The following is a 20,707-nucleotide window of genomic DNA, read 5'->3' as shown; positions in this document are numbered from 1 at the left end:
CCATGACCTCGATAGCCATCGACGCGGGCACCACCAATGTAAAGGTGATCGGTTACGGGCCTGACGGCGCGGAGCTGACCGCCAGCAGCCGCCCGACGCAGGTACTGCGGCCCCGGTCCGGCTGGGCGGAACAGGACATGGACCAGGTCTGGGAGGCGGTCGCCGCCGCCACCCGCGAGGTCGTCGCCGCCCTGCCGGAGCCTCCCGACCTGGTCGCCGTGACCGGGCAGGGCGACGGCGCCTGGCTGGTCGACGACGCCGGCCGCCCCACCGGGCCCGCCGTGCTGTGGAACGACGGCCGGGCCGCGGAGCTCGTCAGCGCCTGGGAGCGGGACGGCACCGTGGCCGAGGCCTTCCGGATCTGCGGATCCCGGGTGTCCACCGGCATGCCCAACTCCGTGCTGGCCTGGATGCGCGAGCACGACCCGGACCGTACGAACCGCGCCCGGCACCTGCTGACCTGCGGTGGCTGGCTCTTCCTGAAGCTGACCGGCGAGGCGGCCGTGGACGAGTCGGAGGCCTCCGCCCCCTTCCTGGATCTGCGGCAACGGACCGTATCGGACCGGCTTTTCGAGCTGTACGGCCTGGACTGGGCCCGCGGCCTGCTGCCGCCGCCGCGCGACGACGACCACCGCGTCACGGAGCTCAGCGCCGCCGCCACCGCCGAGACCGGGCTGCCCGCAGGCATCCCCGTGGTGCTGGCCCCGTACGACATCTGCGCCACCGCCATCGGCTCCGGCGCGGTGACCGCGGGCCGCGCCTGCACGATCCTCGGCACCACCCTCGCGACCGAGATCGTGACGGACTCCGCGGACTCGATCGGCACCGACGAGCCGGTCGGCATCACCGTCACCCTCGGCGTCCCCGGCCACTACCTGCGCGCCTTCCCGACCATGAGCGGCGGCGACATGCTGGACTGGGGCGCGAAGCTGCTCGGCCTCGCCTCGGCCGGCGAGCTGATGGACCTGGCCGAGCAGGGCGCCGAACGCACGGCCGGGGTGCGGTTCCTCCCGTACCTCTCCCCCGCCGGCGAACGCGCCCCCTTCTTCGACCCCGCCGCCCGCGGCTCCCTCTCCGGCCTGTCCCTGGACAGCGGCCGCGAGGACGTGGCCCGCGCGGTCGTGGAGGGCGTCACCATGGCCATCCGCGACTGCCTCGCCGCCGCCCCGGCCACCCCCGACCTGCTCACCCTCAGCGGCGGCGGCGCCGGCAGCCGCTACTGGACCCGGATGATCGCCGATGTCACCGGACTTCCGGTGGCGATCCCCGCCGATGCCGAGATCGGGGCCCGCGGCGCCTGGCTCACCGGCATGGTCGCCACCGGCCGCGAGCCGGACTTCCCGACGGCGGCGGCCCGGCATGTGCGGATCGCCGGCACGTACGAGCCGGACCCGAAGAGCAGCCACGCCGCGGGCGACCGCTACGCGGAGTTCCTGCGGCTGCGGGAGCTGCACCGCCCGATCTGGGGGACGACCACCCGATGACCTTGACCGTCTACCTCGTACGGCACGGGGAGAGCGTCTGGCACGAGGAGAACCGCTACGCCGGCGCCACCGACATCGACCTCACCGACCACGGTCTCGCCCAGGCCCACCGCCTCGCCGACTGGGCGGAACAGGCGGACCTGACGGCGGTCTGGTCCTCCCCGCTGCGCCGCTGCGTCCGGTCCGCCGAGGAGAGCGCGGCCCGCACCGGACTGCCGCTGCGCCTCGATTCCCGGCTGCGCGAGCTCGACTTCGGCGTCGCGGAGGGCCTGACCCGCGCCGAGATGCGGCAGCGGCTGCCCGGCGAGCTGAAGGCCTTCGAGGCGGACCCGGTGGCGAACCACTTCCCCGAGGGCGAGGACCCGCTCGCCGCCGCCGACCGCTATGCCGCCTTCCTCGCCGGGCTCCAGGCCGAGCACGAGGAGGGCCGCGTCCTGGTCCTGGGCCACAACACGGCGATCCGGCTCGCGCTCTGCCGGCTGCTGGGCATGCCCCCGCAGGACTATCGCCGCGCGTTTCCGTACCTGGCCAACTGCGCGCTGAACGAACTGGTGCTGCGGCCCGACGGGCCGCCGGCGCTGCTGGCGTTCAACAACCCCCTGGCTCCCCTGGTTCCATGAGAGGACTTCGCATGCCCGGCACGTACAAGACGCTACGAGCAGCGGCGGTCGCCGGCCTGGCGATCCCGGCCCTCCTCCTCGCCACCCCGGCCCCCGGCATGGCGGCCGACGACGGCGACCGGCTCCCCACCCACATCCACGGCGGCGCCTGGCCGACCAGCCACATCCAGGGCGTGACCGTGGACGAGAAACGCGGCTTCGTCTACTGGTCGTTCACGCAGATGCTGGTCAAGACCGACCTCGACGGAAAGGTGATCGGGACGGTCGAGGGCCTCACCGGCCACCTCGGCGACATCGACCTGAACGCCCGCGACGGCCGCGTCTACGGCTCCCTCGAATACAAGGCGGCCGAGGCCTTCTACATCGCGGTCTTCGACGTGTCGAAGATCGACCGTGTCGGCATGAACGCGGAGACCGACGGCGTCATGACCGCCGTCCACCTCGGCGAGGTCGCCAAGGACTTCACCGCGGACATGGACGGCAACGGCGTCTTCGACGGCGACACCGCCGACACCCCCGACCACCGCTACGGCTGCAGCGGCATCGACGGCGTCTCCTTCGGCCCGGACTTCGGCAAGCGCGGCGGCCGCCAGCAGCTGATGGTCGCGTACGGCGTCTACTCCAACACCGGCCGCACCGACAACGACCACCAGGTGATCCTGAAGTACGACGTGAGCGACTGGTCGAAGTACGAGCGCCCGCTCTCGCAATCCGACCCCCACCGCAGCGGCCCGGCGCGCCCCGGTGGCAAGTACTTCGCGTACACGGGCAACACCACGTACGGCGTGCAGAACCTCCAGTACGACCCGTACACGAAGAACTGGATCATGGCGGTCTACGACGGCAAGAAGCCGGGCTTCCCCAACTACTCCTTCTTCACGGTCGACGCCACGGCCGCCCCGAAGCGCGGCGAGATCAAGGGCCAGCCCAAGCCGGAGACCGGCAAGCTCCTCACCCTCCGCAACGCCGGTCTGAAGGACGAGGCCACCGGCATCCGCGGCTGGGAATTCCACGGCAACTACGGCTTCGACGCCCTGGGCGACGGCCGCTACTACGTGGCCGAGGGGCGGGCCGTGGACGACGGCGGCACGGCGAAGCAGGAGGGCGAGGTGTACCTGTACCGGTGGACGGGGGCGACGCCGGCGCCGTTCGAGCGCGTCGACTGACGGCTAGCGCTTGCGGGCCACGCCTCCGTACGCATCGGTGCGGAGGTCAGGCGGATAGACGTCGGCCGCGTCGGGATGCCAGTCCTGCAGCTGCCCCACTCCGGGCTCCAGCAGCTCAAGCCCGGCGAAGAACCGCTCGATTTCGGACTTGGACCGCACCCGCATCGTCAGCCCCCGCTCGCGGAAGGAATCCGTCACCCGCTGCCACGCCCCGGGATCGAGGTCCCCCGTCAGATGGGACACCGCCAGATAGCTCCCGGGCGGCAGCGGGTCGAGCAACCGGCCGACGATCCCGGCCGGATCCTGCTCGTCGGCGATGAAATGCATGATCGAGAACAGCAGCAGCCCGACCGGCTCGCGCAGATCCAGGGTGTCCCGCAGCTCGGGCGCACCGAGGATGGCGTCGATGTCGCGCAGGTCGGCGTCGATATAGGCGGTCCGCCCCGCCTGAGTCCCGGTAAACAGCGCCCGCGCATGCGCCAGCACGATCGGATCGTTGTCGACATAGACCACCCGCGCCTCCGGCACGGCGGCCTGTGCGACCTCATGCACATTGGGCGACGTAGGAATGCCGGTGCCAATGTCCAGAAATTGCCGAATCCCCCGCTCCTCGGCCAAATACCGCACCACCCGCCGCAAAAAGGCCCGGTTGACGCGGGGCAGCACCCGCCCGTTCGGATTGGTACGCAGCGACTCCTCGGCCGCGGCCCGGTCCGACGCGTAGTTGTCCTTGCCGCCGAGCAAGTAGTCGTAGACACGCGCGGGGTGCGGCCGATCGACCCGCAACCGGCTTGCCGCCGCCGCATCGCTCATCCCAATCCTTCCGCAGAAGTCAACGCGACTACACCGTAGTCTTCCTCCCGCTCTGATATCACCATGGTCATGACCAAGACCCAGACCCCCACGCGGGTCCGTCGCGCCGCAGGCCTGACCCTCGCCGCCGCCCTGCTCGGCCTCGCCGGCTCCAGCCCCTCGGCCTCCGCCGCCGACACCCTGACCGTGATGACCTTCAACACCTGGCACGGCGGCAGCCAGGTCTCCGACGGCATCAACAAGATCGCCCAGCAGATCACCGCGGCCGACGCGGATGTCGTGGCGCTGCAGGAGTCCGAGGGGGACTCCACCAAGCAGATCGCCGCCAAGCTCGGCTGGCACGCCACTGATACCGGCACCGATGTCGACATCATCAGCCGGCTGCCGTTCGAGGGCGAGGACTGGACCGACGGCGGCGCCGGCACCGTGGCTGTGAAGATCAAGGGCGTGTGGATCTACTCGGCGCACCTCGACTACACCAAGTACGGCCCGTACAACGCCTGCTTCGACAACGACAGCTACGAGACGATCTACGCCGACGAGGCCAACCGCAAGAAGCAGGCCCAGGAGATCCTCGACTGGTCCGGCACCAGCCCGGCGATCGTCGCCGGCGACTTGAACACACCCTCCCACCTGGACTGGACGGCCGACACCAAGGCCGCGCACTGCAACTCCGTCGTCGAGTGGCCCGCCACCAAGGTCTTCAGCGACGCCGGCTACAACGACTCCTACCGCAAGGCACACCCCGACGAGGCCGGCACCCCCGGCAACACCTGGTCCCCGGTGGTCAAGGAGAACGAGGGCCGCCCCGAGCCCCAGGACCGTATCGACTTCATCCTCTACCGCGGCGGCGCCGTCGACACCACCGGTTCCCGCACGTGGGGCGGCGGCAGTGGCTGGCCGTCGGATCACCTGGCGGTGGTGAGCACCTTCAGCCTCTGAGCCAGTCCCTGCTCACAACCCCAGGTACGACAGCAACTCCCGTGCCGCCGGCGCCAGATGGTCGCCGGCCGGCACGGCTACCAGGACCTCCCACATGCGGTGGTCCGCCCCGGCCATCGGTACGGCACACAGCGACGCCGCCTCCGGCTTGCGGGCGATGGGGCGGGGGACCACGGCGATGCCGAGGCCGTGGCGTACGAAGTCGATGAGGGTGTGGACGTCGTAGACCTCGAGGGCGACGCGGCGGTCGGCGCCCGCTGCCGCGAAGGCCTCGTCGGTGAGGCGGCGGGCGCCCCAGTCCGTGTGGAAGTCGACGAAGGTGGCGTCCCCCAACTCGGCCCACTTCACCTCGGACGCGCCGGCCAGCGGGTGGTCGGAGCCGCACAGCAGCACCATGGGCTCCCGGCTCAGCGGCAGCAGCCGCGCACCGTCCGGCGGCGGTCCCGGGAGGGTGACCAGGGCGAGGTCCATCCGGCCCGCCGCCACCTCGTCGATGAGCACGGCGGAGCCGGCCTGCCGCAGCCGTACCTCCACCTCCGGATGCGCATTGCGGAAGCGGACCAGCAGCGCCCCCACATCGACGGTGACGCACTGCTCGACCCCGACCGACAGGCTGCCGCGCAGCAGCCCCTGCACGGCGGCGACGGCCTCGCGCGCGGCGCGGGCGCCGGCGAGGGTGCGGGAGGCCTCGGTGAGCAGGGCACGGCCCGCGCCCGTGAGTTCGACGCTGCGGGTGGTACGGACGAAGAGCGGCGCGCCCAATTCCCGCTCCAGGGCCCGTACCGCCGCGGACAGGCCGGACTGCGAGACCAGCATCCGCTGCGCGGCGCGGGTGAAATGCCGCTCCTCGGCGACCGCGACGAAGTACTCAAGCTGTCGAAGCTCCACGATTGAGAAGGCTAGTCGCTGAATCCGTTCTCTTTCTACTGTTGGACGCGCCCAGTCGGCCGGGGCGAGCATGGTCAGCAGGCGCCGTCACCACCCCACCCCGCATCGAGGAGAACCGACCGTGGAATACCGCACGTTGGGCCGCAGCGGCTGCAGTGTCTCGACCCTCGCGCTCGGCACCATGACCTTCGGCACCGAGACCGACGAGAAGGGCGCCCACGCCCAGCTGGACCGCTACGTGGAGGCCGGCGGCACCTTCATCGACACCGCCGACGTCTACAGCGGCGGCGCCTCCGAGGAGATCATCGGCCGCTGGTTCGCCAGCCGCCCCGCCGACATCACCGGCCGGATCACCCTCGCCACCAAGGGCCGCTTCCCCATGGGCGGCGCCCCGAACGACGCCGGCCTCTCCCGCGCCCACCTCTCCCGCGCCCTCGACGCCTCGCTCCGCCGCCTCGGCGTGGAGGCGATCGACCTCTACCAGGTGCACGCCTGGGACCCGCTGACGCCGGTCGAGGAGACCCTGCGCTTCCTGGACGACGCCGTCCGCCAGGGCAAGATCCATTACGTGGGCCTGTCCAACTTCACCGGCTGGCAGACCCAGAAGGCCGTCGACATCGCCGACTTCCGCGGCCTCACCCGCCCGGTGACCCACCAGCCGCAGTACAACCTCCTGGCCCGCGAGATCGAGTGGGAGGTCATCCCGGCCTGCGCCTCGGAGGGCCTCGGCCTCCTCCCCTGGAGCCCCCTCGGCGGCGGCTGGCTCACCGGCAAGTACCACCGCGACGACCGCCCCACCGGCGCCACCCGGCTCGGCGAGAACCCGGAGCGCGGCGTCGAGGCGTACGACCGCCGCAGCGGCATCGAGCGCACGTGGGCCGTCGTGGACGCGGTACGCGAGGTGGCCGAGGCCCGCGGCGCAACCATGGCCCAGATCGCCCTGTCCTGGCTCGCCGACCGCCCGACGGTCACCTCGGTCATCCTCGGCGCCCGCACCCTCGAACAACTCGACGACAACCTCGGCGCCGCCGACCTGCACCTGTCGGACGCGGAACGCACCCGCCTCGACGCGGCCAGCGACCCGGGCGCCGCGGACTACCCGTACGGCACCCCGGGCCAGGAGCAGCGCAGCCGCAAGATCGAGGGCGGACGCTGACGAGAGCGGCCTGGCCGGGCGGGCTCAGTCCTCGTCCGGCACCAGCCGCAGCGAGATCGAGTTGATGCAGTAGCGCTCGTCCGTAGGCGTCGGATAGCCCTCGCCCCGGAAGACGTGACCCAGGTGCGAGCCGCACTTCGCGCAGCGCACCTCCGTGCGCACCATCCCGTGCGAGCGGTCCTCGATCAGCTCGACCGCGTCCGAGTCCGCCGGGTCGAAGAAGCTCGGCCAGCCGCAGTGGCTTTCGAACTTGGTGGTGGAGCGGAAGAGCTCGGCGCCGCAGGCGCGGCAGTTGTAGGCGCCGGTGGTTTTGGTGTCCGTGTATTCGCCGGTGAAGGCCGGTTCCGTGCCCGCCTCACGGAGGACCTGGTACTCGGCGGGGGTCAGCTCCGCGCGCCACTGCTCTTCCGGCTTGTCGATCTCGTACGACGGCACTTCACGCCTCCTGGAGACGGGTCAAGATCTGCGGGCCCAGGTCCGTCACATCCCCGGCGCCCATAGTCAGAACCAGATCACCCGGCTTCGCCATTCCGGCCACCACGTCGACGGCGGCGGACTTGTCCGGGACGTGCGTCACATCGGCGTTCTCCGCGCGGGCCGCGTCGATGATGAGGGCGCTGGTCACGCCGGGGATCGGGTCCTCGCGGGCGGGGTAGATGTCGAGTACCGCGGAGGCGTCGGCGAGGGCCAGGGCCTGGCCCATCTCCTTGCCGAGCTCCTGGGTGCGGGAGAAGAGGTGCGGCTGGAAGAGCACCAGGACGCGGGCGCCGTCCGCCGCCGCGCCGCGGATGGCCTCCAGGTCGGCGGTCATCTCGGTGGGGTGATGCGCGTACGAGTCGATGACCTGGACGCCCGCCGCCTCGCCCTTCAGCTGCAGGCGCCGCTTGACCCCGGTGTACGAGGCCAGCGCCGGCGCCAGCTCCGTGGCCGGGACGCCCAGCGCGGCGCCGGCCGCGAGGGCGGCGACGGCGTTCAGGGCGTAGTGGCGGCCGGGGACGGAGACCGTGAAGGTGAGCTCCCGAGCGTCGTCGCCGCCCATCTCCACCGTGACCCGGCTCGTCAGCCCCAGCGGCGCGATGGCCGTGACGCGTACGTCCGCGTCCTCCGCCTCGCCGTACGTCACCACCCGGACGCTGCCCGGCCGCAGCCGCTCCCGCAGCGTGCGGGCGCCCTCGTGGTCGGCCGACAGCACGAGCGTGCCGCCCGGGACGATCCGGTCCACGAAGGTCTCGAAGGACTCGTAGATCTCGTCCATCGACGCGTAGTTGGCGTGGTGGTCCAGCTCCACATTGAGGATGATCGCGACCTCGGGCGCGTACTTGTGGAAGCTCCGGTCCGACTCGTCCGCCTCGGCGACGAAGATCTCGCCGGCGCCGTGGTGCGCGTTCGAGCCGGGCTCGTCCAGGTCGCCGCCGATGGCGTACGAGGGGTCGAGGCCGAGGGTGCGCAGCGAGACGGCGAGCATCGAGGTGGTCGTCGTCTTGCCGTGCGTGCCCGCCACCGCGATCGGCCGCAGGCCGTCCATCAGCGCCGCCAGCGCGTCGGAGCGGTGCACCACCGGAATGCCGCGGTCACGGGCGGCGGCCAGCTCCGGGTTGTCCTCCCGGATGGCCGACGAGACGACGACCGACGTGGCGTCCGCGGCCAGGTGCGCCGCGTCGTGGCCGATGTGGACCGTGGCCCCGAGGGCGCGCAGCGCGGCCGCCGTGCCGGACTCGCGGGCGTCGCTGCCGGCGACGCGCGCCCCGCGCTGGGCGAGGATCTTGGCGATGCCCGACATCCCCGCGCCACCGATGCCGATGAAGTGGGGGCGTTCCAGGTCGGTGGGGATCGCCGGTGCCATGCGCGCTGCTCCTAGAAGGCAGGGGTCGGTACGAGCCCGATTCTCGCACGGGTGACCTGGCAGGCGGCCGCATGCCAGGTCACCGTCGGCGCGCGGAGCCCGCTACACGTCGTTGTGCGCGAAGAGCTTCAGCACCGGGACCCCGACCTTGTGCCGGGCCCGCGACGCCCAGTCGCGGTGGAAGAACTCCTCGACCAGATGCGGGGCCGTCAGGACGATCACCTCGTCGGCGTTGGTCTCCTCGACCACGGATCTCAGCAGCTGCAGCGGATCCCCGCCCATGATCTGCCCGACCGCCTCCGCCCCCGTGTCGCGCAGCGACTTCAGCGAGTGCTCGAGCGCGATCCGCGCCGCGTGCCCCGCCGCATCCCCCTCCGGCTCATCCCCCTCGTGCACGGCCTCTTCCAGTTCACCCAGCGCCACGTCGTCGAGCGCGCGCAGCAGCCGGTCCTGGTCCCCCCGCGGCTGCAGCAGGACGACGAAACTCACCTGTTCGTCGCCGTGCAGCGTCGTGACCATCTCGACGTCCACGGGAACCAGGGGCTTCTCGATCATCAACACAGTCGTGAACACGTCGGGCGCCCCTTTGTCGTAGAAAACGATGCAGCCTCAGAAACGATCCTGCGGCAGTAGTCTGCCCATCCCGAGCTAAGCGGAACGGCAGATTCCAGATATTGGTCAGGGACGACGGTAGCGGGTGAAGAGGAACCCGGCCTCCTCGAGCACGGCGTCCAGCGCGAAGTCCGCGGGCGTCTCCAGCGCCACACCGCCGCCCATGATCCGCGGCGCATCCCCGGCGACCACCCGCGGCGCAATGGAAAGGCACAGCTCATCCAGCACCCCGGCGGCCGCCAGCCGCCCCAGCAGCGTCGGCCCGCCCTCGCACAGCAACCGGGTGAGGCCGCGCTCGGCGAGCGCCGTCACCACCCGCGCCGGATCGGCGCCGGGGCCCTCGCCCGCGACGACCACCTCCACCCCTGCCTTACGGGCCGCCGCGACCCGCTCCGGAGCCGCCGAAGCGCCCGTGACCAGCAGCGTCGGCGTCAGCGGCGCGGCGAAGAGCGGCAGCGAGAAGTCCAGATCGAGGCCTGCGGAGAGCACCACCACGGCGGGCGCGGGGCCCTGCCCGGCGGCGGCCCGCCGGGCGGCGAATTCCTCGCGTGCGCGGGCGGGCCGGTAGCCCTCCTGGCGTACCGTTTCTGCACCGACCACGACCGCGTCGGCCAACCCCCGCAGCACCCCGAAGATGCGCAGGTCGGCGGGTCCTGACAGGGGCTTTGAGCGGCCGTCGTGGTGGGCGGCGCCGTCCAGCGAGGCCACCATGTTGGCCCGCAGCCAGACGGGCTCACCCGCCGGATAGGCGTACGCGTCGGCGAGCTCGTCGAGGCTCCACTCGCGGTCCGTAAGGTCCGGGAAAGGTGCGGCCGTGGTGACCGGATCGGGCGTAGTGGGGAACAGACGTCGCATAGGGGGCAGTGTGGCATGGACCACGCCCGACCGGACCTGGTCCGGCGGGCATCGGCACGCGCCGTAAAATGTTGTACGTGCCAACGTCCCCCGAGCCCCAGCCCGACGCCGCCCCCGGCCACATACCCTCGGCCCTCTGCGAGCGCCGCCCGCACGTCCCGCCCGAGCGGCTGGTCGCGGAGATGGTGCCGCCGCCGCGCTTCGACGGCGTGCGCTTCGAGACGTACGTACCCGACCCCGGGCAGCCCAGCCAGGCCGAGGCGGTCAAGGTGCTGTCGGACTTCGCCGCGGGGCTCGGGACCGGGACCCCGGAGAAGAAGCGCGGCTGGTTCCGCAAGGCGCCCGCCGCCCCCAAGGGCCCCCGCGGCGTCTACCTCGACGGCGGCTACGGCGTCGGCAAGACCCATCTCCTCGCCTCCCTCTGGCACGCCACCGCGGCGCCGCCCGAGCGCAAGGCGTTCGGTACCTTCGTGGAGCTGACTAACCTCGTCGGCGCGCTCGGCTTCGCCAAGACCGTGCAGACGCTCTCCACCCACCGGCTGCTGTGCATCGACGAGTTCGAGCTCGACGACCCCGGCGACACCGTCCTCGTATCGACGCTCCTCGGCAAGCTGGTCGAGGCCGGGGTGGCGCTCGCGGCCACCTCCAACACGCTGCCCGGCAAGCTCGGCGAGGGCCGCTTCGCCGCCGCCGACTTCCTCCGGGAGATCCAGGGCCTGTCCGCGCACTTCCGCCCGCTCCGTATCGACGGCGAGGACTACCGCCACCGCGGCCTGCCCGCCGCACCCGCGCCGGCGCCCGAGGAAGCCGTGATCAAGGCGTCGCACGCGACCGACGGCGCCACCCTCGACCCCTTCCCGGCCCTGCTGCAGCACCTCGCCGAGGTGCACCCCAGCCGGTACGGGGCGCTCACCGACGGCGTCCGGGCGGTCTGCCTGACCGGGGTCAAGGAGGTCCCGGACCAGGCCACCGCGCTGCGGCTCGTCGTGCTCGCGGACCGGCTGTACGACCGGGAGATACCCGTGCTCGCCTCGGGCGTCGCCTTCGACCAGCTGTTCAGCGAGGAGATGCTCGCGGGCGGGTACCGAAAGAAGTACTTCCGTGCGATATCCAGGCTGACGGCGCTGGCCAGGGACGGGCAGGGACTGCTACCCGCGTAGAAAATCGTGCGCGCCTGGTTCCCTCGGCAGTTGACCCGGTGATACACACAAGCAGCCCAATATTCCTGTCCGCCAGCAGGGAGTTGAACTGCAGATGTCAACGACACGCCGTCAGATGCTCGCCCGTTCCGGCGCGGTAGGCGCCGGTATCGCTTTCTCCGGCGCGCTTTCCGAACTCTTCGCCGGCTCGGCCTACGCCGCCGGCGCCGGATACGGCCCCCTGATCGACGACCCCGACGGGCTGCTCGACCTGCCCAAGGGCTTCAGATACAAGGTGCTCTCCCGCGAGGGCGATCCGATGAAGTCCGGCGAAGGCCCTGTCCCGACCAACCACGACGGAATGACGGCCGTCCGCGGCCGCAAAGGCGACCGGCACCTCATCCGCAACCACGAGAACCGGCACAACGGCAAGATCCGGGTCCCGGCCATCGACGGCATCACGTACGACCCGAACGGCATGGGCGGCTGCACCGCCCTGCACCTGGACCGCCGCAACAAGGTCCTCGGCGAGCACACCGCCATCGCCGGCACCGCGGTCAACTGCGCGGGCGGCCCGTCCCTCTGGGGCACCTGGCTGACCTGCGAGGAGAACGAGGACAAGGCCGGCACCAACGGCTACACCAAGGACCACGGCTTCATCTTCGAGGTCCACCCGACCGACACCCGCAAGCTCGGCGGGGCGGTGCCGCTGAAGGACATGGGCCGCTTCCAGCACGAGGCGATCGCCATCGACCCGCACGACGGCACCGTCTACGAGACCGAGGACGCGTTCGAAAAGCCCTTCGGCCTCTTCTACCGCTTCCACCCCAAGAAGCCGCTCGGCGGCCCCGGCTCGCTCCAGGCCGGCGGCAAGCTGCAGGCCATGCGGGTCCCCGGGATCGCGGACCTGTCGGTGGTCCAGGAGACCGGCGCCACCTTCGACAACATCGAGTGGGTGGACGTCCCCGACCCGCTCGCCAAGGAGACCCCGATCCGGCTGCAGGACTTCGGGCCGAAGGGCATCACCCACGGTCAGAAGCTGGAGGGCTGCTACTGGGGCGGCCGCAGCGTGTACTTCGTCTGCAGCTTCGCCAAGATCGCGGACGGCTCGCCGGCCGCGCACTGGGGCCAGATCTGGAAGTACGACCCGAGGTCCAAGCGCCTCACGCTGGTCATCGTCTTCGGCCCCGACACCGACCTGCAGCTGCCCGGCGAGGAGCCGGACAACATCGCCCTCGCGCCCAGCGGCGGCCTGATGGTGTGCGAGGACGGCGAGGGCGCGCAGCACGTGTACGGGCTCTCGCGCCGCGGCGACGTGTACCCGATGGCCCGTAACCGGCAGAACATCGGGACGCCGGAGGCCCCGGAGTGGGGCGAGTTCGCGGGCGTCGCCTTCTCGCCGGACGGCGAGACGATGTACGTGAACTGCTACAACCCCGGCACCACCTTCGCCGTGACCGGCCCCTGGAAGCACTGAGACCGGCTTCGGATGGCGCCGCTGCCCGGTCCGGCGGAAGATCGGACCAGGCAGCGGCGGAAGGGTTACGGCGATGGCCAAGGGCAAGCAGACGGAGGCCGGGGATCTGCGCAAGCTCCTGCACGTAGCCCCGGGCGAGCCGGTCGACCTCCTCTCGTACGACCCCCGCGCCACCCCCGCGGGCCCGCAGCAGAAGGCCGCGGGCCGCGAGGCCACCGCCGCGATGGGCGAGGAGCTCGCGCACCTGCAGGAGCGGCTCTACGCGGCCTCCACCGCCGGGGACCGCCGCCGCCTGCTGCTGGTGCTGCAGGGCATGGACACCTCCGGCAAGGGCGGCACGGTCAAGCACGTGATCGGGCTCTTCAACCCCTCCGGCTGCCGCATCCGCGCCTTCAAGCAGCCCACCGCCGAGGAGCGCAAGCACCACTTCCTGTGGCGCGTCCGGAAGCAGCTCCCCGAGGCCGGCGAGATCGGCATCTTCGACCGCTCGCATTACGAGGACGTGCTCATCGTCCGCGTCCACGAGATGGTCCCGAAGGACGTCTGGTCGGGCCGCTACGACGAGATCAACCACTTCGAGCAGTCGCTCGCCGACGACGGCGTCACGGTCGTGAAGTGCTTCCTGCACATCAGCAGGGACGAGCAGCGCGAGCGGCTGCTGGCCCGGCTCGACAACCCGGACAAGCACTGGAAGTTCAACCCGGGCGACATCGAGGAGCGGCAGTTCTGGGACGACTACCAGGACGCGTACGCGGCGGTGCTGGCGCGCACGTCGACGCCGCAGGCGCCGTGGTACGTGATCCCGGCGGACCGGAAGTGGTACCGCAACTGGGCGGTGTCGCGGCTGCTGCTGGAGCAGCTGCGGGAGCTCGACCCGCGCTATCCGGCGGCGGACTTCGATGTGGCGGGGGCGCGGGAGCAGCTGCTCGCGGAGTGAGCGCCGGGCACGCATGACGCACCCTCATATGACGTACCGTCACCCGGCTGCGTAGCCCATCCGATAGCCAGCGCGCGCGGCCCCCTCCGGTGCGCTTTTACGTTCCCCCTATGATCCGCCCTCACCGCCTCGCGCCCGCGCTCGCCGCGACCTCGCTCCTGCTCCTCCCCGCCTGCGGCGCCCCGGCGTCACCCGGCTCCGGCTCGCACGAGCCCTCCCCCTCCACCACCGCCGAGCAGAAGGCGCCGCACGCCCGGCACGCCGCCAAGAAGCGCGCCCTCGCGCCGGTCTGGAAGCACGGCGGCCGCGCGGAGAAGGTGGTGGCGCTGACCTTCGACGCCGACATGACCGCGGACCAGGGAGAACGGGCCGCGGGCGGCGAACGCTTCGACAACCCGCAGCTGATCGCCTCCCTCAAGCGCCTGAAGGTGCCCTCGACGGTCTTCATGACCGGCGCCTGGGCCTCGCAGTACCCGGACCAGGCCCGCGCCATCGGCCGTAACGACCTCTTCGAGGTCGCCAACCACTCCTATTCGCACTACGCCTTCACCTCGTCGAAGTGCTTCGGCCTGCCGAGCCTGGACCGGGGCAAGATGCGCGGCGACGTCGAGCGCGCGCGGCAGGCCTTCGAGCGCGCGGGGGTGCGGAACACCGTGCCGTACTTCCGCTTCCCCGGCGGGTGCTACGACCCGAGTGCGCTGCGCGCGCTGGCGCCGCTGGGGATCACGGCGGTGCAGTGGGACACGGAGAGCGGGGACGCCTTCGCGTCGGACGCGGATGCGGTGGCGGAGCAGGTGCTGGGGGGTGTGCGGCCGGGTTCGGTGGTCGTCATGCACTGCACGCGGAGTGCGGCGCCGGTGACGGAGGAGGCCGTACGCAAGATCGTGCCGAAGCTGCGGGCGGAGGGGTATCGCTTCGTGAAGGTGTCGGACCTGATGGCGGGCTGAGCGGGGGGCGTGGCGCTCGACCGCGCTCAGCCCCGCCGGGCGGCGGCCGCGCAGGCTGCGCTCACGGCCACGGCGGCCGCGGCTGCCGCTCCCGCGAGGGGTAGCCACGGCACCGGGAGCGTGCCCTGGCGTGAGGCGGTGACCAGGTCGGATACGGCCGCGTTCGCGGGCGAGCCGCCGGCGACCAGCAGCGCGAGTGCGGACAGGGCGGTGGCCGGTACGGACCAGCCAGGGCGGCGCAGCAGCGGGCGATTGCACAGCGCGCCGACCACCGTGCCGACGAGTGCGCAGGTCACGGCGGCGACCATGCCGGAGCCCGCGGCCCGGGCAAAGCCACCCGCCCCCGTGGGCCCGTCGCCGATGGCGGTGGTCACGCCCGTACCCACGACGCCGAGCACGACGGCCGCGCACAGTCCCGTCAGGACGGCCGCGAGATGCACCCGCCACGGGCCCCGCGCCGCCGCCGCGACGGCTCGCGCCGGGCTGGGCTCGGTGTTGACGCAGACCCGCACCAGCCAGGCGGACACCGGGAGCAGCGCGGCGGCGGCGAAGCCGAGCGAGTCCAGCACCGGGTCCCCGGCGCGGACTCCTATCCCGACGACGACGGCGTAGAGCAGCACGGGCGGCAGCCAGCGCTGGGAGCGGAGGAGGAGGGCCGCCTGGTAGCGGAGGAGGGCGGTCATCGGGGTCCTCCCGGGGCCGGGTCATCCGGATTGACCGACCGGATACGCCACGGCGGGCGCGCATCGAGCAGCACCCGCAGGGCGGCGTTCACCTCGGCCTCGGGCACGGTGAGGCGGACCGCGCCGCCGGGCGTCGCCTCCGCCGCGCACCCGTCGGGCAGCCCGCCGGGGAGCGCGGCGCCCGGCTGGCCGGCGGCCTCGATGACCACCGCGGACCCGCCCCCGGCCGCCGCAGGCGACACGGCCCCGCCCGCCACCCGATACGCCACATCCGCAACCCCCGCCAGCCGCCGCGGATCGTGATCGACGAACACCACCGTCCCGCCCCCGGCGACCCGCTCCCCCACCGCCCGATCCAGCTCCTCCCGAGCCGCCTGGTCAAGCCCCGTCCAGGCCTCGTCCAGCACCAGCAGCTCCGGCTCCCCCATCAGCGCCTGCGCCACCGCCACCTTCTGGCACGTGCCCTTCGACAGCTCCGACATCGGCGTACGGGCATGGCCCCCGGCCCCGAAGCGCTCCAGCCACTCCCCCGCCCGCGCCTTCGCCACCCGCCCCCGCAGGCCATGGATGCGGCCGATGTGGACCAGATAGCCCTCGGCAGTGAACGGAAGCTCCCCGGAGAAGCGCTCCGGCACATACGCCGTGCGCGGCCGCCCGCTCACCCGTCCCGCCGAAGGCGCGTCCAGCCCCGCCAGGACCCGCAGCAGCGTCGTCTTGCCGCTCCCGTTGGCCCCCGCCACGCGCACCAGCGTCGCACCCGCCACCGACAGCTCCACCCCGCGCAGCACCCACGGGGCCCGGGCCCCGTAACGCCGTCCGACTCCGTGCAGCCTCATGGCCGCAGACGTTAGCCGAAAAGAGCCCTGGCAGACTTGGTGCGGTGACCAGCACCGACTCCTCCAGCCCGTTCCGGCACGCCGAGACCGAGCGGGACGCCATGCCGCAGTACGTGCTCCCCCTCGTCGTCCGCCTGGAGCGCGCCACGCCCCCGGCCCGTACCGACGCGCTGGAGACCGCCGCCCGCGCGGTCCTCACCCTCCTCTCCGACGAGCGCGCGACGGCCGCGGACGGCGAGTGGACGGAGGTCGTACGGGCCTGGCAGGACGCCCGGATCCGCAAGGTCGTCCGGCGGGCCCGCGGCGCGGAGTGGCGGCGGGCCGAGGCGCTGCCGGGCATCACGGTCGGCGGCGCCGCGGCCGAGGTGCGGGTCTTCCCGCCGGTGCCCCTCGACGGCTGGCCGAAGGACCTGGCCCGCCTGCAGGTGTCCGGCACGGACCTGACCGACCCCGAGCCGCCCGAGGACCCCGACCCCGCGGCGCCGGTGCTGTGGCTCGCCCCCGACCTGGACATGTCGGCGGGCAAGGCCATGGCCCAGGCGGGCCACGGCGCCCAACTCGCCTGGTGGGAGCTGGACGACGCGACCCGCGCGGCCTGGCAGGAGGCGGGCTTCCCGCTGTCCGTACGCACGCCGTCACCGGACCACTGGTCGCAACTCCTGCGCGCCGGGCTGCCGGTGGTCCGCGACGCGGGCTATACGGAGATCTCCCCCGGCTCGTGCACGGTGATCGCCGATCACCCGGCGCTGCGGCGGGCGGGCTAAGGCTGCGACAGGCGTCGGCCTAGCGCTCAGTCCCGTCCCGCCGGGCTCAAGTCGTCCGAGTGCCCCGCCTCCAGCCGCGGCCAGTGCGGGATCGGGCGGCCATTGCTGCTCAGCCGGATGTCGTCGTCCGGCTCGCCCTGGACGTACGGCCAGCCCTCCGGCGAGTCCTCCCACCGCTCCTGGCGGCCGTACGCCGTGAGGTCCATCAGGTGGTAGCTGTTGTCCAGCACCTCGACCCCGCGGTTGGTGGTCCACCAGGTCTCGAAGACCCGGTCGCCGTCGCGGAGATACGACACCAGGTGCATCATGCCGACGTGGCGGCCGGTGAGCAGCTGGTCCAGGGACGGGAGCGCGGAGTACCAGGGCATCTCCCAGCCGAGGAAGTCCCGGTAGCGGCGGCTTTCCTCGTACGGGCCCTGGCAGAGGACCGCGTACGTGATGTCGCGCGAGTGCAGATACGACAGCTCGCGTACCTGGCTGCCGCACCAGGTGCAGCCCTCGCATTGCTCGGCGGCCGGGTGGCCCGGCTGCCACATGAAGTAGTACGCGAGGAGCTGCCGGCGGCCCTCGAAGGCGTCGAGCAGGGTGACAGGCCCTTCGGGGCCGGTGATCTCCAGGCTGCCGTCCACCTCGACCATGGGCAGCCGCCGCCGGGCCGCGGCGATCGCGTCGCCCTCGCGGGTGTGGGCCTTCTCGCGGATGCGCAGCTTGTCGAGTTCGGCCTGGAAGGAGGCCCGGTCGGTGAGGGGCGGCAAGGCCGGTGCGCGGTCGGTCATTTCAGTCTTCCTCTCTCGTCTTCTGGGGGTCTTCGGAGCCTTCGGCCAGTTCCTTGATGCGCAGCAGGCGGGTGTCCCACGAGCGGCCGATCCGGTCCAGCTCCCGGGCCAGCGCGCCGAGCCGGGCGCCGACGGCGAGGTAGACCACCTCGCGGCCGCGCTGCTCGGACTCGACCAGGCCGACCTCGCGCAGCACCTCCAGGTGCTTGCCGATCGCCTGCCGGCTCACCGGCAGCTCGCGGGCCAGCGCGGACGCCGACAGCGGGCCGCGGCCGAGCCGGGTGAGGATCTCCCAGCGCGTGGCATCGCCGAGCGCGGCACACACGACGGGCAGCGCGGCGGTCACGCGCGCGACTCGACGTAGGCCTTCGCGGCCGCGAGCTCCTGCAGCCAGCCGCTGTCGTTGCCCTCGCGCTCCTTCAGCCAGGCGGCGGGGTCGTCGGCGAGGCCGGAGAAACCGCTCTCGACGACGCGCAGCGTCACCCCGCCCTCGTCCCGCTCGTCGATCCAGAACTCGACCAGGGTCGAGGCCGTCGACTCGTCGCGGTACGGGGTGCCGATCCAGCGGAAGGCGGCATAGCGCGGCTTGTCGAGCTCTACGGTCCGGAAGCGGAACTCCTGGCCGGAGGAGCGCAGCCGTACGACGGCGACATCGCCCTCGTAGCGCAGGTCGGGCTCGGATTCGACGGCGCCGTCGTTGACGTACCAGCCGGGGCGCATGACGAGGTCCCAGACGCGCTCGGCGGGGGCGTCGATGTCGATGCGGCGGGCAATGCGGTCGAGCTCGGCGAGCTCTTCTGCGGTGTGGGTGGTGGGGTCGGTCATGGCTTCCTCCTAGGGCTACCTTCTGCAATTCAAAGGTTGCACATACGGCGACGTACTGCAACCCCAGAGTTGCACTGAGGCGGCGGATGCGGCCCGCCAAATCCCTTGACCCGCCCCACCTCCACCGGCTTCCATCACCGGATGGACGACTCGAAGTCGATCACCATCCGGGACGCCGTCCCCGCCGACGCCCCCGCCGTCCGCGAGGTGGGCCTGGCGACCTGGCCCCCGACGTACGGGCCGATCATGGGCGACGCCTACGTGGCCGACGGCCTGGAGCGCTACTGGGGCGCGGACTTCATCGCGCAGCTGATCGCCGCGGGCCGGGTCTCGGTCGCCGCCACCGAGGACGGCACGGTCGTCGGGATGACGAGCGTCTCCCCTGGCGAGGACGGCATCCCGGTGATGTGGAAGCTGTACGTACACCCCGACCACCACGGCAAGGGCATCGGCTCCGCCCTCCTCCGCGCCGCCTTCATCCGCGCCGCCCGCACCTCCGACCGCCTCCGCCTGGACGTCCTGGCCGGCAACGACGCGGCGCACGCCTTCTACTTGTCCAAGGGCTTCCGCGAAACCGGCCGCGCACCGGACGCGGACCACCCGGAGTGGCCGGACACGATCTGGATGGAGGCGTCGGTGTGAGCGCCACGCCCGAATTCCCCAGCCGCACCTGGCTCTCCCCCAAAGCCGAGGTCCGCGACTCGCCCATCTCCGGCCGCGGCCTCTTCGCCGTGACGGCAATCGACCGCGGCGAGCCCGTGCAGCGCACCGGCGGCCGGCTCATCGACGACGCCGAGCACGCGCGGCTCACGCCCCCGTACAGCACCCTCACGGTCGGCCCGGGGCAGCACCTGCTCATGGCGTCCGACGACCCGGGCCGCTACGGCAACCACTCCTGCGACCCGAATCTCTGGCACGCCGACGCCGTCACCCTCGTCGCGCGCCGCGATATCGCCGCGGGCGAGGAGCTGGCCTGTGATTACGCCACGCTCACCGGGGTCGAGTCGTTCTCCATGGACTGCTCCTGCGGCGCGGCGATCTGCCGTGGCGCCGTCACCGGCGCCGACTGGCGGCTGCCCGCTTTGCGGGTCGCTTACGGGGCGCACTGGTCGCCCGCGCTGCTGGCCCGGATGGCCGGCGGAGCGTGAGGGTGGCGCCATCCGGTTTTCCCAGGAAGCGCCTACTCCGTCGCCACCCGTACGCCCAGGAACACCAGCGTCCCGCCCAGCAGCGCGTCCTGCGCCCGCCGCACCCGCGGCGACTTCAGCAGGCCGCGGATCCGGCCGACCGCCAGTGCGACCAGGCCGAGGCCGGAGAGGCTGAACAGGACCGCGATCAGGGCCAGGCCCAGGGCGACCGGCACCGCCGTGCCCGCGCCGCCGTCGCCCGGGATGAACTGCGGGAGGCTCGCCATGAAGAAGAGCGTCGCCTTGGGGTTCATCAGATTCGTCAGCAGGCCCTGGGTGAAGGGGCCACCGCCCAGCCCGAACAGCCGGCGCGGCGACGCCCCGGCGGCCTCCTCCCCCGGAGCCGCGGCGGAGCTGCCGCGCGCCCGCCACACCGCCCACAGGCTCCGCGCCCCCAGCGTCACCAGCACCGCCGCCCCCGCCAGCTTCACCGCCTCGAAGGCCACCGCGCTCCGCAGCAGCAGCCCGGCCAGGCCGAAGGCCACCCCCACCGCATGCACGAACAGCCCCGCCGCACACCCCAGCGCCGTCCGCAGCCCGTCCCCGCGGCCGCCCGCGGCGGCGCTGCGGATCACGACGGCGGTGTCGAGGCCCGGAGTGATCGTGATGAGGAGGCACAGAATCAAGTACGCGGGGAGCTGATCCATGCCCTGATCCTCCCGCTCTGTCACCCTCACCGTCCGCCGAACCTCAAATCCGGCTCTGAAATGACGCGATCAACGGTTCGACTCCGCGCCCGGCGGTGAAAAGACCCCCA

General features: G+C 72.3%; 24 protein-coding genes. 12 read left to right on the top strand and 12 right to left on the bottom strand.

Going from position 1 to position 20,707, the window contains the following annotated elements:
• Positions 1–2: 2 nt before the first annotated feature.
• The 3 genes from ACNNMR_RS34445 to ACNNMR_RS34435 are packed head-to-tail and all read left to right on the top strand — an operon-like array spanning position 3 to position 3,270.
• Complete coding sequence (locus ACNNMR_RS34445) at positions 3–1,484, top strand: FGGY family carbohydrate kinase (protein WP_419998609.1); 1,482 nt, start codon at positions 3–5, stop codon at positions 1,482–1,484.
• A complete protein-coding gene (locus ACNNMR_RS34440) occupies positions 1,481–2,104 on the top strand; it encodes a histidine phosphatase family protein (RefSeq protein ID WP_419998608.1) in 624 nt (207 codons plus the stop codon). The genes ACNNMR_RS34445 and ACNNMR_RS34440 overlap by 4 nt, the downstream gene beginning before the upstream one ends.
• 11 nt (positions 2,105–2,115) lie before the next feature.
• Positions 2,116–3,270 (top strand): hypothetical protein, encoded by a 1,155-nt coding sequence (locus ACNNMR_RS34435; protein WP_419998607.1) that lies wholly within the window; start codon positions 2,116–2,118, stop codon positions 3,268–3,270.
• A gap of 3 nt (positions 3,271–3,273) precedes the next feature.
• On the opposite strand, the gene ACNNMR_RS34430 is transcribed toward ACNNMR_RS34435, so the two are convergent.
• Positions 3,274–4,083, bottom strand: coding sequence for an SAM-dependent methyltransferase (locus ACNNMR_RS34430; RefSeq protein ID WP_419998606.1), 810 nt, complete (start codon positions 4,081–4,083; stop codon positions 3,274–3,276).
• A gap of 69 nt (positions 4,084–4,152) precedes the next feature.
• Between ACNNMR_RS34430 and ACNNMR_RS34425 the strand changes: the two genes are divergently transcribed.
• On the top strand, positions 4,153–5,025 hold the full coding sequence (locus tag ACNNMR_RS34425; protein ID WP_419998605.1) for an endonuclease/exonuclease/phosphatase family protein: 873 nt from the start codon (positions 4,153–4,155) through the stop codon (positions 5,023–5,025).
• Between the two features lie 12 nt (positions 5,026–5,037).
• Here the strand turns inward: ACNNMR_RS34425 and ACNNMR_RS34420 are convergent, their stop codons facing one another.
• Positions 5,038–5,913, bottom strand: coding sequence for a LysR family transcriptional regulator (locus tag ACNNMR_RS34420; RefSeq protein ID WP_419998604.1), 876 nt, complete (start codon positions 5,911–5,913; stop codon positions 5,038–5,040).
• Between the two features lie 121 nt (positions 5,914–6,034).
• On the opposite strand from ACNNMR_RS34420, the gene ACNNMR_RS34415 reads away from it, so the two are divergent.
• Positions 6,035–7,069 carry an aldo/keto reductase gene (locus tag ACNNMR_RS34415; protein WP_419998603.1) on the top strand — a complete coding sequence of 345 codons (1,035 nt, stop codon included), beginning with the start codon at positions 6,035–6,037 and terminating at the stop codon, positions 7,067–7,069.
• A 24-nt stretch (positions 7,070–7,093) separates the two neighbouring features.
• On the opposite strand, the gene msrB is transcribed toward ACNNMR_RS34415, so the two are convergent.
• The 4 genes from msrB to ACNNMR_RS34395 form a co-directional block, all read right to left on the bottom strand.
• Entirely contained in the window at positions 7,094–7,504 is a 411-nt protein-coding gene (msrB, locus tag ACNNMR_RS34410) for a peptide-methionine (R)-S-oxide reductase MsrB (RefSeq protein ID WP_419998602.1), read from the bottom strand.
• Between the two features lies 1 nt (position 7,505).
• Complete coding sequence (murC, locus tag ACNNMR_RS34405; protein ID WP_419998601.1) at positions 7,506–8,912, bottom strand: UDP-N-acetylmuramate--L-alanine ligase; 1,407 nt, start codon at positions 8,910–8,912, stop codon at positions 7,506–7,508.
• Positions 8,913–9,014: 102 nt separating this feature from the next.
• A complete protein-coding gene (locus tag ACNNMR_RS34400; protein WP_419998600.1) occupies positions 9,015–9,485 on the bottom strand; it encodes an indole-3-glycerol phosphate synthase in 471 nt (156 codons plus the stop codon).
• Between the two features lie 105 nt (positions 9,486–9,590).
• The gene (locus ACNNMR_RS34395) at positions 9,591–10,379 is read right to left on the bottom strand and encodes a pyrimidine reductase family protein (RefSeq protein ID WP_419998599.1); all 789 of its coding nucleotides are present in this window, start codon (positions 10,377–10,379) and stop codon (positions 9,591–9,593) included.
• A gap of 68 nt (positions 10,380–10,447) precedes the next feature.
• Here ACNNMR_RS34395 and zapE point away from each other — a divergent pair, with 68 nt between their 5' ends.
• The 4 genes from zapE (at position 10,448) to ACNNMR_RS34375 (ending at position 14,879) form a co-directional block, all read left to right on the top strand.
• Positions 10,448–11,539, top strand: coding sequence for a cell division protein ZapE (zapE, locus tag ACNNMR_RS34390; protein ID WP_419998598.1), 1,092 nt, complete (start codon positions 10,448–10,450; stop codon positions 11,537–11,539).
• Between the two features lie 94 nt (positions 11,540–11,633).
• Positions 11,634–12,995, top strand: a complete 1,362-nt coding sequence (locus ACNNMR_RS34385) for an alkaline phosphatase PhoX (RefSeq protein WP_419998597.1) — start codon at positions 11,634–11,636, stop codon at positions 12,993–12,995.
• 73 nt (positions 12,996–13,068) lie between these two features.
• Positions 13,069–13,932 carry a polyphosphate kinase 2 family protein gene (locus ACNNMR_RS34380; protein ID WP_419998596.1) on the top strand — a complete coding sequence of 288 codons (864 nt, stop codon included), beginning with the start codon at positions 13,069–13,071 and terminating at the stop codon, positions 13,930–13,932.
• A gap of 110 nt (positions 13,933–14,042) precedes the next feature.
• Positions 14,043–14,879, top strand: coding sequence for a polysaccharide deacetylase family protein (locus ACNNMR_RS34375; RefSeq protein ID WP_419998595.1), 837 nt, complete (start codon positions 14,043–14,045; stop codon positions 14,877–14,879).
• Positions 14,880–14,905: 26 nt separating this feature from the next.
• Here the strand turns inward: ACNNMR_RS34375 and ACNNMR_RS34370 are convergent, their stop codons facing one another.
• Positions 14,906–15,562, bottom strand: coding sequence for an ABC transporter (locus tag ACNNMR_RS34370; RefSeq protein WP_419998594.1), 657 nt, complete (start codon positions 15,560–15,562; stop codon positions 14,906–14,908).
• Positions 15,559–16,398, bottom strand: a complete 840-nt coding sequence (locus tag ACNNMR_RS34365) for an ATP-binding cassette domain-containing protein (protein ID WP_419998593.1) — start codon at positions 16,396–16,398, stop codon at positions 15,559–15,561. Before ACNNMR_RS34365 ends, ACNNMR_RS34370 begins: the two co-directional genes overlap by 4 nt.
• A 101-nt stretch (positions 16,399–16,499) precedes the next feature.
• Between ACNNMR_RS34365 and ACNNMR_RS34360 the strand changes: the two genes are divergently transcribed.
• Entirely contained in the window at positions 16,500–17,162 is a 663-nt protein-coding gene (locus ACNNMR_RS34360; protein ID WP_420000583.1) for a peptidyl-tRNA hydrolase, read from the top strand.
• Positions 17,163–17,188: 26 nt separating this feature from the next.
• Here ACNNMR_RS34360 and ACNNMR_RS34355 read toward each other — a convergent pair whose 3' ends face one another.
• Genes ACNNMR_RS34355 through ACNNMR_RS34345 form a run of 3 tightly spaced genes read right to left on the bottom strand, consistent with a single transcriptional unit; the run spans position 17,189 to position 18,763 of the window.
• Entirely contained in the window at positions 17,189–17,938 is a 750-nt protein-coding gene (locus ACNNMR_RS34355; RefSeq protein ID WP_419998592.1) for a DUF899 family protein, read from the bottom strand.
• A gap of 1 nt (position 17,939) precedes the next feature.
• A complete protein-coding gene (locus ACNNMR_RS34350) occupies positions 17,940–18,284 on the bottom strand; it encodes an ArsR/SmtB family transcription factor (RefSeq protein WP_419998591.1) in 345 nt (114 codons plus the stop codon).
• Positions 18,281–18,763 (bottom strand): SRPBCC domain-containing protein, encoded by a 483-nt coding sequence (locus ACNNMR_RS34345; protein WP_419998590.1) that lies wholly within the window; start codon positions 18,761–18,763, stop codon positions 18,281–18,283. Before ACNNMR_RS34345 ends, ACNNMR_RS34350 begins: the two co-directional genes overlap by 4 nt.
• 141 nt (positions 18,764–18,904) lie before the next feature.
• On the opposite strand from ACNNMR_RS34345, the gene ACNNMR_RS34340 reads away from it, so the two are divergent.
• Both ACNNMR_RS34340 and ACNNMR_RS34335 read left to right on the top strand, forming a co-directional pair.
• Complete coding sequence (locus tag ACNNMR_RS34340; protein WP_419998589.1) at positions 18,905–19,405, top strand: N-acetyltransferase family protein; 501 nt, start codon at positions 18,905–18,907, stop codon at positions 19,403–19,405.
• Positions 19,402–19,911, top strand: coding sequence for an SET domain-containing protein (locus tag ACNNMR_RS34335; RefSeq protein WP_419998588.1), 510 nt, complete (start codon positions 19,402–19,404; stop codon positions 19,909–19,911). The genes ACNNMR_RS34340 and ACNNMR_RS34335 overlap by 4 nt, the downstream gene beginning before the upstream one ends.
• A 32-nt stretch (positions 19,912–19,943) precedes the next feature.
• Here the strand turns inward: ACNNMR_RS34335 and ACNNMR_RS34330 are convergent, their stop codons facing one another.
• Positions 19,944–20,597, bottom strand: a complete 654-nt coding sequence (locus ACNNMR_RS34330; RefSeq protein ID WP_419998587.1) for a LysE family translocator — start codon at positions 20,595–20,597, stop codon at positions 19,944–19,946.
• Positions 20,598–20,707 lie beyond the last annotated feature (110 nt).

The organism is Streptomyces boninensis, from assembly GCF_048572725.1.
Classification (GTDB): Bacteria; Actinomycetota; Actinomycetes; order Streptomycetales; family Streptomycetaceae; genus Streptomyces; species Streptomyces boninensis.
The sequence above is the reverse complement of the archived record's forward strand: the minus strand, read 5'-3'. Positions and strand labels throughout refer to the sequence as shown.